Source organism: Yinghuangia seranimata (assembly GCF_029953285.1).
Taxonomy (GTDB): Bacteria; Actinomycetota; Actinomycetes; order Streptomycetales; family Streptomycetaceae; genus Yinghuangia; species Yinghuangia seranimata.
The window spans coordinates 274,143-286,680 of record NZ_JASAOI010000010.1 but is presented as its reverse complement, the minus strand read 5'-3'; the positions used below and the strand labels follow the sequence as shown (position 1 = coordinate 286,680).

The following is a 12,538-nucleotide window of genomic DNA, read 5'->3' as shown; positions in this document are numbered from 1 at the left end:
AGGCGCGGTCGGATCGTCGTACGAGCGGGTGGGGCCGTCAGCCTTCCGCGACGCGGTACTCCAGCAGCCACTGCACGACCTCGACGTGGTGCCGCGCCTGCATCGGGTCGGCGCCCCACACGTACATGCCGTGCGACGCGACCACCACCGCCGGGACGCCCTCGACCATCGCGGCCTCCAGGCGGTCGCCGAGCTCGCCCATGTCCTGGCTGTTCGCGATCACCGGGATCGTGACCGTCTCGTCGTGCGCGGACCGGCCGATGCCCTTGAGCATCTCCAGGTCCCGCAGCTCGATGCCGCCCGGCCAGCGCGCACCCGCCTGCACCGCCTGCAGCGTGTGCACGTGGAACACCGCGCCCGCGCCGGTCAGCGCCACCACGCGGGCGTGCAGCGCGGCCTCCGCCGACGGCTTGCGCGGCGTGCCGGGACCCTGGTCGGCCGGCACGGGGACGCCCGCGCCGTCGACGACCACCAGGTCGTCCGGGCCCAGCTCGCCCTTGTCGAGGCCGCTCCCGGTCACCGCGAGCCGCACCGGGTCCCGCGAGACCACGACCGACAGGTTCCCGGACGTCCCGCGCATCCACCCGAGCCCCGCGAACCGCGCGGCCTCCTGGGCGAGCACCATCCCGGCGGCGGCCCGGTCGGCGGCCGTCACCACGGCGGGAGTGGGGGAGGCGGGCGAGACAGGCGAGCTCATGGTGCGGGTCCTTCGCAGACGTACAGCGCGGCATCCGGGCGGTATGGGGGCGCCGGTCGGCCATCATCGCATCCGGATGTTGCCGGCGGGCCGACGGTTCCGCGATCCGGGACGGCTGCGGGGCCGGGCCCGAGGCGCCTCGCCCGCCACGCCGTCCACCGGGTCGCTCGAACGGGCGGGAGGCCCACCCGGTCGGGCTATTCAGGCCGTTCGCGGGGCGACGGGGCGCCGTTCGCGGTGCTACCACATGGCGTCATCCCGTCGACGCCGCGCGCTTTGTCCCGCGCGGCGTCCGCCTCCCCGCAAGCAGAGAGACCAACGCATGTCGCAGAGCCTTGCCCTGTCCGTCGACTTCGGCCAGGGGTTCACCGACGCCTGGGCCGGCGTCGCGAAGTTCGTGCCGAAGCTGGCGGCGTTCCTCGTCGTCATGTTCGTCGGCTGGATCGTCGCGAAGCTCATCGCGCGGATCGCCGACGGGGTGCTGCGGCGCGTCGGTTTCGAGAAGGCCGCCGAGCGCGGCGGGGTCGCGCAGGCGCTCAACGGGTCTGCGTACGACGCGACCGGCGTGATCGTGAAGGTCGTCTACTACGCGATCCTGCTCATGGTGCTGCAGCTGGGCTTCGGGGTGTTCGGCCCGAACCCGGTCAGCGACATGCTGCGCGGCATCGTCGCGTGGCTGCCCAAGGCGATCGTGGCGTGCGTGATCATCGTGGTCGCGATGGCCGTGGCCCGCGCGGTGCGGGACGTCGTGGGCGGTGCGCTCGGCGGCGTCTCGTACGGCAGGACCGTGGCCACCATCGCGTGGGTGTTCATCGTCTCGCTGGGCACCATCGCCGCGCTGTCGCAGGCCCAGATCGCCACGTCGGTGACCGGCCCGGTGCTGATCGCGGTGCTGGCGAGCATCTCGGGGATCCTGGTCGTCGGCGTCGGCGGTGGGCTCGTCCAGCCGATGCGGTCGCGGTGGGAGCGCTGGCTGGACAACGCCGAGCGCGAGTCCCTGAACGCGCGGGCGAGCGTCGAGGCGTACCAGCGCGGACGGGCGGACGCCCTGGCCGCGGCCGAGGCGGCGCGCCGGGAGCACACCAGCCTGAGCGCCTGACCGACCTCGTGCCGGTGCGTGCGCGCGGCCGTCGCCCACCCGGGCGGCGGCCGCGCCGCGTTCGGGGGAACCTCGTACCCACCCCGGCATGGCAGAACGGGCATTTCGGGCGTTGTGGTGTTGTATGCCGATCATGTTGTCGTCCGCCGGCCGCTCGGCACGCCGCACGTCCACGGCACTCACGCTCGTGGGCGCGGTGCTCGTCCTGCTCCTGACCGTGTACCTGGTCGACCCGGCGTCGGCGGCGGACCCGGCCGTCGCGCGGGGCCGGCTCGTCCGGCTGGAGATCAGCCGGGTCCCCGCGCTCGGCCTGACGGCGTTCGACGGCGCCCACGGCAAGGCCGACACCCCGCCGCCGGAGTCCGAGGACCCGGGCGACTACACCGACCCCGACGGCGTGCTCGGCTATGTGACGATCGGTGCCGGCACCGTCCGCACCGCGCGCAGCTCGGCGAAGCTGTACGCGCAGGCGCACATCAGCGGCATCGAGGTGAAGCTCAACGGCCGGGCGCTGGTCAAGGCGGAGCCGAGGCCGCAGGCGCCGGGCGGTGGTTCGGCAGGGGCGGTGGACACGTACGCCGAGTGCACGCCGGCGCCGTACCTGGTCACGGCGTTCGCGTACGCGCGCGTCGACGGCGGCACCATCACCGTGCTGGGCCACCTCGTCCCGATCGGCACCACGACCGTGGGCTTCACCGGCTCGGACATCGGGCGCACCGGCATCGGCGCGAGCACCCTGACGGTCACCGTCGCGCCGTACCAGCGCCCGGACTCCGGAAGCCCGGTCGTCGGCGCCAAGGCGGCGCGCGCCGGCGTCGACGTCACCGTGACCGGCACCGTCAACGACACGCACGGCACGCGGCTCTACCGGGGGCCGGTCACCGCACTGCAGCTCGGGCACGTCGAGGTCGTGTGCGATCCGGCGGTGATCCCGCCTACGCCGACCCCGACCAACACCGAGGAAGACCCGACGCCGCCGCCTCCGCCTACGAGTTGGCCGCCTACGACTTGGCCTCCGACGAGTCATCCGCCGACGAGTTGGCCGCCCACCAGCCAACCGCCGACGAGTTGGCCGCCGACCAGCCAGCCGCCTACGAGTCGGCCGCCGACCAGTCCGCCGCCGACCAGTACGTCGTCGAAGCCGCCGGCGTCCGGTTCGCCCGTCCCGCCGGTCACCGGCAACCCGCCGCCCGACACCGGTCGGCCGGTGCCTCCCCGCCCCCGCCCCCGCCCGCTCCCGGGCACCGGCATGCCGTCGATGCCGCTGATGCTGAGCGCGGCCGCCGGGTTCCTGGGCATCGGCACCGTTCTCGTGCTGGCGGTACGGCGCAGGGACGACCGGGACTGAGGCCGGAGCGCCGGAGCGCCGGAGACGCGTCGTCGTGGCGCGTCCCCCTGGCCCGTCCGGGAGGGATGACCGGCCGCGGCCCCCTCAATCCCTCCGACTATCCGACTTTCTGGGGTGCGGGTGAACGGGCGTGGCGCCTGCGGGATTTCGCGCGGCGCGCGTGATGGCATCGCGGACGATGGCTGTCCTCTCCTCATCCCCCGTCGCCGGGCTGCGCGCCGTGCTGCGTTCGGCCGCGCGCGCGGTCCGGCGTACGCCCGCATCGGTGCCGGCCGTGCTCGCCGCGCTCGCGCTCGCCGTCCCCGCCGCCCCCGCCGCGTTCGCCGCCTCCGGCGGCCCGCTGCCCGACCCGATCGCGCTGGTCCGCCCGCCCGCGGCCGTCGTCGGGGCGCCCGCCCTGACATGGACGCCGTGTCCGGCGCCGCAGACCGGGTTCGAGTGCGGGACGGTCCGCGTGCCGCGCGACCACCGGAACCCGCTCGGGCCGACCATGCCACTCGCGGTCATCCGCAAGCCGGCCGCCGACCCCGCGCACCGCATGGGCACGCTCGTCCTGCAGCCGGGCGGGCCCGGCGGGTCGGGTGTCGACTTCGTCGTCGACAATTACGCCGACCTTCCGTCCCAACTGCGGGACCGTTTCGACGTGTTCGGGTTCGACATGCGCGGCGTCGCCCGCAGCGGCGCGCTGCGCTGCTGGGACGACACCCGCTACGCGCGGGCCGTCACCGAGGCGCTCGGGCACCCGGGAGACGGCGCGTTCGACCGTGCGGTGGGAGAGGCAGCCGACTTCGACGCCGCCTGCCAGGCCGGGTCGGGCGATCTACTTCCGTACGTCGGCACCGACTTCGCCGCCCGCGACCTCGACCTGCTGCGCGCCGCCCTCGGCGAACGGCAACTGACCTTCTACGGTCGGTCGTTCGGCACCTACCTCGGGGCGGTCTACGCGGACCTGTTCCCCGACCGGGTCCGGGCGATGGCGCTGGACGGCGCCTACGACCCGGTCGCGTACGCCGACCGGCCCTACAGCTACGACCTTCCGCAATACCTGGCGCTGGACGGTGCGTTCGGCCGGTTCCTCGACTGGTGCGCGGACGCCGGGGCGGCGTGCCCGTTCGGCGGCGGCGACCCGCGCGGCGCCTTCGACCGGCTGCTGGGGGCGCTCGACGCCGACCCGGTCGTCGTGCCCGGCCGCGGCACAGCCAACGGCTACACGGTCGTGTACCGCGTGATGTTCACCGTCAACTCCGGGCGTGCGGACTGGCCTTCGCTCGCCGACGCGCTTGCGCGCGCGGAACGGCGCGACCCGGCCTCGTTCGTGCTGCGTCCGCCGTCGTCGGCCTCGTACGCGTTCCTGACCCCGAACGTCGTGGTGGAGTGCGCCGACCGCGACTACCCGGCCGACGACGGCTACACGCTCGCGGCACACCTGCGGACCGCGTCCGAGCGGGCGCCGCTGCTGGGGCCCGCGATGGCGTACGGGCCGCCGACGTACGACCACAACCATGCGACGGCGTGCACTCGTTGGCCGGCCGAGCGGCTGAGCCGCCACGAAGGTGATTACAGCGCGGCGGGTTCGGCGCCGATCGTCGTGCTGGGCACGACCGGCGACCCGGACACGCCGTACCAGGACGCCGTCGCGCTCAGCCGCACGCTGGACAACGCCCGGCTGGTCACCTTCGACGCGGAGGGCCACACCGCGTTCGGCCGCAGCCACTGCGCCCAGGCCGCCGTCGTGCGCTACCTGGTCGACCTGATCCCACCCGACGACGGCCTGGTCTGCGCCGACGAACCCGACACGAGCGGCCAACGCTCCACGTTCGGCCCCGACACCCATGGCGGAGCCGCCGAGCCGGGCGACGACACCCGGGAGCTGATCGGCACCCCGAGCTAGCGCTGTCCGCCGCACTAGCGTCGGCGGGGGTCCTCCGGCGGTTGACCGCGCAGGACGCGCCACGGGACGAGGTGCGCGTCGACGAGGTAGACGTGTGGTGCCAGGACGTCCAAGGCCCTTGCCATGGCCTGCATTTCACGAGGCTCCCACTGGGTGGGCACGCTGGTCGTCGACACCGGCAGCCCGATGCCGAGCGATCGGTCGCTCATGCGGTCGAGCCGACGCGATCCCCGGCCGGTGCGCTCGCGGTACGCCTCGGTGGTGGCGACGCCGAGGTGATGGCCTTGCCCGTGGCGCGGATAGGCCGCGATGCCCTCGACGTCCGCCCACGGGATCCTGACGGCCTTCCGAAAGACCGGGATGGGTGCGAGGAACACGCCCTCGGCGTCCAGGCGGAGGACCAAGGGGGCGTACCGCGGCATCAGCCCGACCGCGAGCATCGGTACGGTCAAGACGGCCAGAGCGAACGGGATGTACGTCCACGGGAAGTTCGGGGCGAGCCCGAGCAGAGGCATGCCGATCCCGGCCGCGCACATGAGCCAGTGCAACACGGTGTAGCGCCGCCGCAGGTCGAACGTGCTCTCCAACTGCTGCATGCGCGGGATGGTGGCGGAAAGTCGATCACATGTACATGGGTGCCAAGCGGTCAGTCGCGTGCGGGGAGCGGTCCCAGGGTGGTGAGTTCGACGAAGTTGCCCGAGGGGTCGGAGACGAATGCGGCCCAGTTCTCGCCGTTGTGGAACGGGTCGATCAGGAACGGTACGTCGGCGGCGCGGAGTTCGGCGATGAGCGGGTCGTAGTCGGCGGGGTCGACGTGCAGGGCGATGTGGGGGAGGCCGCCGCCCGGGGTGGGCATGTCGTCGGTCTGGACGAAGTGCAGTTGCAGGTCGCCCACGCGCAGCCACATACCGGGGCCGATGTCGTCGGGGCGGGGGAGTTCCTCGAAGCCGAGGAGGCCGGTGTAGAAGGCGCGGGCCGCGTCGAGGTCGGTGGCGCCGACGCCGATGTGGCTGTATCCGCGCACGCGGGGGCGGGCGGGCGTGGTGTCGGTCATGGGCGTGCCTCTCCGTGCCGTGGGGTAGCTGCGGCCGACCGCGGGCGTTCGGCCGCATTCTGGCACGGGAGGCGCATTGTCGAACAGGTGCTTCGACTAATCGAACGGCGGGCTACGCGCCCATCACGTGCCTACATGCCCTTCCACACCGGCGCGCGGCGCTCGCGGAACGCCGCGGCGGCCTCGGTCATGTTGCCGGTGAACGTGCCCAGCACCTGCGTGCGGTTCTCCAGCTCCAACTGCTGGCGCAGGGAGGTCGCGTCGACGCCGGACCACAGGCCCTTCTTCGTCATCCACACGCCGTACTCGGAGTTCTCCGCGATCGCCGCGGCCAGTTCGAGCGCCGCGTCGACGTGGCCGCCCTCCGGGGTGAGCCTGTTGAGCAGGCCGAAGCGGTCGGCCTCGTCGGCGCTGAAGTGCCGGCCGGTGAGCATCAGTTCGGCGGCGCGGGTGGGGCCGACGAGGCGCGGCAGGAAGTAGCTGGTGCCGACGTCCGCGGACGACAGGCCGACCTTGATGAACACCGAACCGAACTTCGCGGTCGGGTCGGCGACGCGCAGGTCCGCCGCGAGGGCCAGGGCGAGGCCGCCGCCGACGGCGGCGCCGTGCACTGCGGCGATCACCGGCTTCTCGCACTCGTGGACGGCCAGGATCAGGTCGACCAGGTGCTCCTGCGTGCGGTAGACGAGGCCGAGTTGGCCGCGCCCCTCGACGTCCGGCGCCGGGTCGGACTCGCCGCTCAGGTCGGCGCCGGAGCAGAACGCGCGTCCGGCGCCGGTCAGCACCACGGCGCGGACGCCGCGCTCGCGGTTGACGGCGCGGAACGCGGTGATGGCGTCCGACACGAGGCTGGGGCTGAGCGCGTTGAGCCGCTCGGGTCGGTTGAGCCGGATCAGGGCGATGCCGTCGGCGGGGCGCTCGATCTCGGCGTACTTCATCGACGGCTCCAGTGCTGCTCGGGGCGGGACGCGCGGTGTGGTGCGGGGGTGGCGCTGTGGGGTGGCGCTGTGGGGTGGCGGGCGCGGAGGGCGCACGGCGAGCCTCAGGAAAACAGGTTTTCCCGGCCGGGGCAAGAGGGGCGGTGGGCCCACCACGGGGGTGACGGTGCGCTACCGCTCCGCCACGACAGGGCGTACGCTCGGCTGATCCGCCGACCCGGAAGGGGGGAGGCCCGATGTCTGAGTCGCTGTACCGGCCCGGACGAGGCAAGGGTTTCGCGACCGAGCGCACGCACACCGATGGGTCGCGGCACGATTGGGCGCAGCTCGGGCCCGGCACGTGGCAGTGCCGCGAGTGCCAGTTCCGTACCTCGCGCGCGCCCTCGCTCGTGGACGACGAGGCCGAGCGGTCGCTCTGACGGCCGGCGGGAGACGTTTCCGACGCCTGATGCCGGACGCCGGACGCCGGACGCCGCGCGTCTGGTGTCGCGGTGCGTGGCCGACGGCCGACCGTGGTGGTGTCAGGCCGCCGGCGTCCACGCCGCGTCGTCGGCGTCGTCCCTGTGAACGGCGTCTTCAGGTGTCGCGCCGAACAGGCCCGCCAGCCGCGTGTACGTGTCCAGTTGGGCCGCGCGGTCGTACGTGCTCGTCGTCACCATGAACTCGTCGGCGCCGGTGCGCGCGAGCAGGCGTTCCAGCGCGTCGGCCACCCGGTCCGCGGTGCCGCGGACGTGCCCGCGGCGGGACTCCTCGAGGTGGCCGCGTTCGCGTTCGGTCATCGCCAGGCCCTTGATCTCGGCGACGGGGGCCAGCGGCGGGAACACCCCGTGCGTGCGTGAGTAGGCCGCCGACCAGGCCTCCGGCAGCAGCAGGTCCTCGGCCTCCGCGTCGTCGTCCGCGACCACGACGGTGCCGGCCACCGTCACGTACGGCCGCGCCGCCCACTCCGACGGCCGGAACTCCTCCCGGTACCGCTCGACCGCCCGCAGCAGCCGGTCCTCGCCGCCGAACGCCGCGATGACCAGCGGCACTCCGGCCCGCGCCGCGTGTCCCGCGCCCTCGCCGGTGGCCAGCACGAACGGCGCCGGGCGCAGCCCCTCGGCCGGGCGCGCGTGCACGTCGGGGTGGACGTCCTGCGTGCCGGTGAAGTAGCCGAGCAGTTCGGCGAGGTGGCCGGGGAAGTCCTCGGCGTCCGCCTTGTCGTGCCCGAGCGCCCGCCGGATGCCGTCCGTGAACCCGACCGAGCGGCCCAGCCCCATGTCGACGCGGCCGGGGAACAGTGACTCGAGGACGCCGAACTGCTCCGCGACGACCAGCGGCCGGTGGTTCGGCAGCATCACGCCGCCGGTGCCCACCCGGATGCGGCTCGTCGCCGCCGCGACCGCGGCCGCGAGCACGGTCGGCGCGGATCCGGCGACGCCCGGCACGCCGTGGTGCTCGGACACCCAGAACCGGTGGTAGCCCAGCGCCTCCGCGTCGCGGGCGAACCGTACCGTCGCACGGAGCGCCTCCGGGGCGCTCTCGCCCTGGCGGGTCCGCGAGCGGTCGAGGACCGAGAACGGCGTGGTCTGCAGCAGAGAGGTCACCTCTGCGACAACGCGCGCTCGGGCGCGGCATTCCCGGGCGGGCGCGCCGTGGGGCGCGGTGTCGGTGCCGCCGTGTTGAATCGACGGATGACCGGACGCACCCCGCACGACCCCGACCGCCCCGGCTCCGGCGAGCCGCCCGAGGACGACGAGGGGCGGGTGGTGAGCGGCGAGGACTGGTACGCCCGCGAGTTGGTCGACGAGACCTTCACCGGCTGGACGTTCATCGACACCGACTGGACCGAGGTGGCCGACGACGGCTGCGTGTTCGACCGCTGCACGTTTGTGAACGTCGGCTTCAACGCGTCCCGGCACACCGCGGCCGCGTTCACGAACTGCCGGTTCCGCGCGTGCACGTTGTTCGACGTCGAGTTCGCGGACTGCAAGATGGTCGGCAGCAGCTTCGAGCGGTGCACGTTCACGCTGCTGAAGGCGACCGGCGGCGACTGGTCGTTCGCGGCGCTGCCGGGCGCCGGGCTGAAGGGCGCCACGTTCGACCGCGTGCGCATGCGCGAGGCCGACCTGACCGGGGCGCGCCTGGAGAAGGCGCAGGTGACCGGCGTCGACCTGTCCGGCGCGTCGCTGCGCGGCGTGGTGCTGACGGACACCGACCTGCGCGGCAGCGACCTGTCCGCGCTCGACCCGCGCACCGCGGATCTGCGGGGCGCGACGATCGGGCTGGAGCAGGCCGCGGTGCTCGCGGCCGGGTTCGGGATGACGATCGCCTGACGGCGGGGGCCCGTGTGCGCCGGGGCGGCGCCGGGGTCAGGACGCGAAGCGGCCCGCGAGGCGGTGTTCGACCGGTTCGCGGTGCCCGCTGCCGCCGAGCAGCGGCGAGGTGATGATCAGGTCGGCCGTGGAACGGTTGCACGCCACGGCGACGTTGGCGAGCACGGCGAGGCGCAGCAGGGCGCGGACGTCCGGTTCGTGCGGCTGGGCGGTGAGCGCGTCCCAGAAGAAGATCAGCAGGTCCACCTCGCCCTCGGCGATGCGGGCGCCGACCTGCTGGTCGCCGCCGAGCGGGCCGCTGCGGAACCGTACGACGTCCAGGCCGGTCGCGTCGGCGACGAGGCCGCCGGTGGTGCCGGTGGCGTAGAGGCGGTGGCGGGCGAGCACGTCGCGGTGCCGGTTCGTCCACTCGACCATGTCGGGCTTGCAGCTGTCGTGGGCGACCAGGGCGATGCCCATGTCCTCGCGGAGCGCCGGCTCGGCGAGGCCGGTGTCCGCGGTGCGTGCGGTGTCGGCGGTGCGTTCGGTCGGTATGTCGGTCACAGAGCTCTCTTCCGTGTCGGTCGGGGGCGGTTTCCGGCCGGGTCCGGTCGGCTGACGGCAATTATCGGTCAGCACGGTGGCGGCGTGTCGGCCGCGTTCCGTCCGTGAGATGAACGCGTCCGGCGCGGATACTCGACGCATGGCCAAACGCTCCGCGGACTTGCCCGTCTTCCGCCTGCGCCGCGTGCAGGACCCGCCCGAGGCCGCCGACGGCTGCCGCGTGCTGGTGGACCGGCTGTGGCCGCGCGGCGTGAGCAAGGAACGGGCCGCGCTGGACGCGTGGGCGAAGGAGGTGGCGCCGTCCACCGAGCTGCGCAAGTGGTTCCACGCGCAGGGCGAGGGCGTGTTCCCGGAGTTCGCGGCGCGGTACGCGGCGGAGCTCGAGGGCGACGAGCAGCAGGCCGGGATCGCCGATCTGCGGGCCCGGGCGCTCGACGGGCCGGTGACGCTGCTGACGGCGGTGAAGGACCCGGCGGGCAGCTACCTGTCGGTGCTGCTGGAGGAGCTCACGGGCGACGCGTAGCCGGCGCTCCCGCGCTCCCGCTGACCGGCGGCGAATCGGCCGATATGGCGTAGGTCTCCCCATCTCGGGACCAACGTCACGCATGGCCCGGTGCGGTGCCGGGCACCGTCACGTGGTCCGATCGCCGAGCCGGCGACTCCCGACCGCCAGGAGAGCGCACCGCATGACCGAGCCGCGCCCCGAGCCGCAGCCGCTCCTCGCCCCGCTCACGAGCTCGGCGATCTTCCTGGTCGCGACGATCGAGCCGGGCGGCGAGCGCACCGTGCGCGACCTGCTGTCCGAGGTGCCGGGGCTGGCCCGGGCGGTCGGGTTCCGGGCGCCCGAGTCCCGGCTGTCGTGCGTCGTAGGGGTCGGCTCGGACGCGTGGGACCGGCTGTTCGCCGGGCCCCGCCCGGCCGAACTGCACCCGCTCGAGGAGCGGGTCGGCCGCGTCCACCGCGCCCCCTCGACACCCGGCGACCTGCTGTTCCACATCCGCGGCCAGCGCATGGACATGTGCTTCGAGCTCGCCGGACGCCTGGCCGGACGGCTCGCGAACGCCGCGGCCGTCGTCGACGAGGTGCACGGTTTCAAGTACTTCGACAACCGCGACCTGCTCGGGTTCGTCGACGGCACCGAGAACCCGGTCGGCTCGCCGGCGTACCGGGCCGTCGTCATCGACGAGACGCTCGACCCGGGCGCGGACGCGGCGTTCGCCGGCGGCAGCTACGTGGTCGTCCAGAAGTACCTGCACGACCTGACCGCGTGGAACGCGCTGCCCACCGAGGCACAGGAGCGCGCGGTCGGCCGCACCAAGCTCGCCGACGTCGAGCTCGACGACGACGTCAAGCCCGCCGACTCGCACGTCGCGCTCAACACGGTCGAGGACGAGGCCGGCAACGAACTGCAGATCCTGCGCATGAACATGCCGTTCGGCTCCGTCGAACGCGGCGAGTACGGAACCTACTTCATCGGCTACTGCAAGACGCCGTCGGTCATCGAACGGATGCTCGACAACATGTTCCTCGGCGACCCGCCCGGCACCCACGACCGGCTCCTCGACTTCTCCACGGCGGTCACCGGGTCGCTGTACTTCGTGCCGTCGCAGGACTTCCTCGACGACCCGCCGCCCGCACCCGGCGCGGCCGACACCACCGAACCCGTCCCCGAGACCGCATCCGAACCGGCGTCCGAAGCGCGGGCCGAGCCGGACGCCGCCGACGCGCACGCCGGCTCGCTGCGCATCGGCAGCCTGAAAAGGAGCACGACCCGATGAACAACCTGCACCGCGAACTCGCGCCGGTCTCCGACGCCGCCTGGGCCGAGATCGAGGAGGAGGCCCGGCGCACCTTCACCCTGCACCTGGCCGGCCGCCGCGTCGTCGACCTGTCCGGCCCGTCCGGACTCGGCGTGGCCGCGGTCGGCACCGGGCACCTCGCGCCCCTCGACCCGCCCGCCGACGGCGTGACCGCGCACACCCGCGTCGCGCAGCACCTGGTCGAACTGCGCGTGCCGTTCACCCTCGACCGGCAGGCCGTCGACGACGTGCTGCGCGGGTCCAACGACTCCGACTGGCAGCCGGTCAAGGACGCGGCGCGCACCATCGCGCTGGCCGAGGACCGGGCGGTCTTCGAAGGCTGGCGCGACGCCGGCATCACCGGCATCCGCACCGGCGCGAGCACCACCTCGGTCGCCCTGCCTGCCCGCGTGGAGGACTACCCCGACGCGGTCTCCCGCGCCCTGACGGGCCTGCGCCTCGAAGGCGTCGGCGGCCCGTACGCGCTCCTCCTCGGCGCCGACACCTACACCGCCGTCAACGAGACCTCCGACCACGGCTACCCGGTCCGCGAACACGTCGCCCGCGTCCTGTCCGGCGGCGAGATCGTCTGGGCCCCGGCCATCGAAGGCGCCGTCCTGCTCTCCACCCGCGGCGGCGACTTCACCCTCCACCTGGGCCAGGACCTCTCGATCGGCTACGACTCCCACGACGCCACCAGCGTCGACCTCTACCTGACCGAGTCCCTGACGTTCTCCCTGTACTCCCCGGAAGCCTCCGTCACCCTGACGACCCCGACCCGCGCCAAGGCGACGAGCAAGACCCGCGCCTCGAAGTTGTGACGGCCGCGGTCGCGGGGTGACGCGCCGGGAGCC

At 73.8% G+C, this 12,538-nt stretch carries 14 protein-coding genes; 8 read left to right on the top strand and 6 right to left on the bottom strand.

Translation table 11 applies throughout. The features are described 5' to 3' along the window. Window positions 1-37: 37 nt before the first annotated feature. Window positions 38-697: a methylthioribulose 1-phosphate dehydratase gene (mtnB, locus tag QI554_RS07495; protein WP_281467230.1), complete on the bottom strand. Its 660-nt coding sequence runs from the start codon at window positions 695-697 to the stop codon at window positions 38-40. Window positions 698-1,019: 322 nt separating this feature from the next. Here mtnB and QI554_RS07490 point away from each other — a divergent pair, with 322 nt between their 5' ends. From QI554_RS07490 to QI554_RS07480, 3 genes are all read left to right on the top strand, one after another. After that, the gene (locus QI554_RS07490; RefSeq protein WP_281467228.1) at window positions 1,020-1,796 is read left to right on the top strand and encodes a mechanosensitive ion channel family protein; all 777 of its coding nucleotides are present in this window, start codon (window positions 1,020-1,022) and stop codon (window positions 1,794-1,796) included. Between the two features lie 124 nt (window positions 1,797-1,920). Continuing rightward, window positions 1,921-3,144 carry a hypothetical protein gene (locus QI554_RS07485; protein WP_281467226.1) on the top strand — a complete coding sequence of 408 codons (1,224 nt, stop codon included), beginning with the start codon at window positions 1,921-1,923 and terminating at the stop codon, window positions 3,142-3,144. A gap of 178 nt (window positions 3,145-3,322) precedes the next feature. After that, window positions 3,323-5,035, top strand: coding sequence for an alpha/beta fold hydrolase (locus tag QI554_RS07480; RefSeq protein WP_281467224.1), 1,713 nt, complete (start codon window positions 3,323-3,325; stop codon window positions 5,033-5,035). A gap of 14 nt (window positions 5,036-5,049) precedes the next feature. Here QI554_RS07480 and QI554_RS07475 read toward each other — a convergent pair whose 3' ends face one another. The 3 genes from QI554_RS07475 to QI554_RS07465 all read right to left on the bottom strand — a co-directional run bounded on the left by QI554_RS07475 (window position 5,050) and on the right by QI554_RS07465 (window position 7,027). Next, the gene (locus QI554_RS07475) at window positions 5,050-5,631 is read right to left on the bottom strand and encodes a hypothetical protein (protein ID WP_281467222.1); all 582 of its coding nucleotides are present in this window, start codon (window positions 5,629-5,631) and stop codon (window positions 5,050-5,052) included. Between the two features lie 50 nt (window positions 5,632-5,681). Next, window positions 5,682-6,089: a VOC family protein gene (locus QI554_RS07470; RefSeq protein WP_281467220.1), complete on the bottom strand. Its 408-nt coding sequence runs from the start codon at window positions 6,087-6,089 to the stop codon at window positions 5,682-5,684. 131 nt (window positions 6,090-6,220) lie between these two features. Next, window positions 6,221-7,027 carry an enoyl-CoA hydratase/isomerase family protein gene (locus tag QI554_RS07465; RefSeq protein ID WP_281467218.1) on the bottom strand — a complete coding sequence of 269 codons (807 nt, stop codon included), beginning with the start codon at window positions 7,025-7,027 and terminating at the stop codon, window positions 6,221-6,223. 236 nt (window positions 7,028-7,263) lie between these two features. Here QI554_RS07465 and QI554_RS07460 point away from each other — a divergent pair, with 236 nt between their 5' ends. Next, window positions 7,264-7,446, top strand: coding sequence for a hypothetical protein (locus tag QI554_RS07460; RefSeq protein ID WP_281467215.1), 183 nt, complete (start codon window positions 7,264-7,266; stop codon window positions 7,444-7,446). Between the two features lie 102 nt (window positions 7,447-7,548). Here the strand turns inward: QI554_RS07460 and QI554_RS07455 are convergent, their stop codons facing one another. Next, on the bottom strand, window positions 7,549-8,613 hold the full coding sequence (locus QI554_RS07455; protein ID WP_281467213.1) for an MsnO8 family LLM class oxidoreductase: 1,065 nt from the start codon (window positions 8,611-8,613) through the stop codon (window positions 7,549-7,551). 87 nt (window positions 8,614-8,700) lie between these two features. On the opposite strand from QI554_RS07455, the gene QI554_RS07450 reads away from it, so the two are divergent. Continuing rightward, window positions 8,701-9,342: a pentapeptide repeat-containing protein gene (locus QI554_RS07450; protein ID WP_281467211.1), complete on the top strand. Its 642-nt coding sequence runs from the start codon at window positions 8,701-8,703 to the stop codon at window positions 9,340-9,342. A 36-nt stretch (window positions 9,343-9,378) separates the two neighbouring features. On the opposite strand, the gene QI554_RS07445 is transcribed toward QI554_RS07450, so the two are convergent. After that, window positions 9,379-9,885 carry a methylglyoxal synthase gene (locus tag QI554_RS07445; protein ID WP_281467208.1) on the bottom strand — a complete coding sequence of 169 codons (507 nt, stop codon included), beginning with the start codon at window positions 9,883-9,885 and terminating at the stop codon, window positions 9,379-9,381. 139 nt (window positions 9,886-10,024) lie between these two features. Between QI554_RS07445 and QI554_RS07440 the strand changes: the two genes are divergently transcribed. The 3 genes from QI554_RS07440 (at window position 10,025) to QI554_RS07430 (ending at window position 12,505) form a co-directional block, all read left to right on the top strand. Continuing rightward, the gene (locus QI554_RS07440) at window positions 10,025-10,408 is read left to right on the top strand and encodes a DUF488 domain-containing protein (protein ID WP_281467206.1); all 384 of its coding nucleotides are present in this window, start codon (window positions 10,025-10,027) and stop codon (window positions 10,406-10,408) included. Between the two features lie 163 nt (window positions 10,409-10,571). Beyond that, complete coding sequence (locus QI554_RS07435) at window positions 10,572-11,663, top strand: Dyp-type peroxidase (protein ID WP_281467204.1); 1,092 nt, start codon at window positions 10,572-10,574, stop codon at window positions 11,661-11,663. Beyond that, window positions 11,660-12,505 carry a family 1 encapsulin nanocompartment shell protein gene (locus QI554_RS07430; RefSeq protein WP_281467202.1) on the top strand — a complete coding sequence of 282 codons (846 nt, stop codon included), beginning with the start codon at window positions 11,660-11,662 and terminating at the stop codon, window positions 12,503-12,505. The genes QI554_RS07435 and QI554_RS07430 overlap by 4 nt, the downstream gene beginning before the upstream one ends. The last annotated feature ends 33 nt before the right edge of the window (window positions 12,506-12,538 follow it).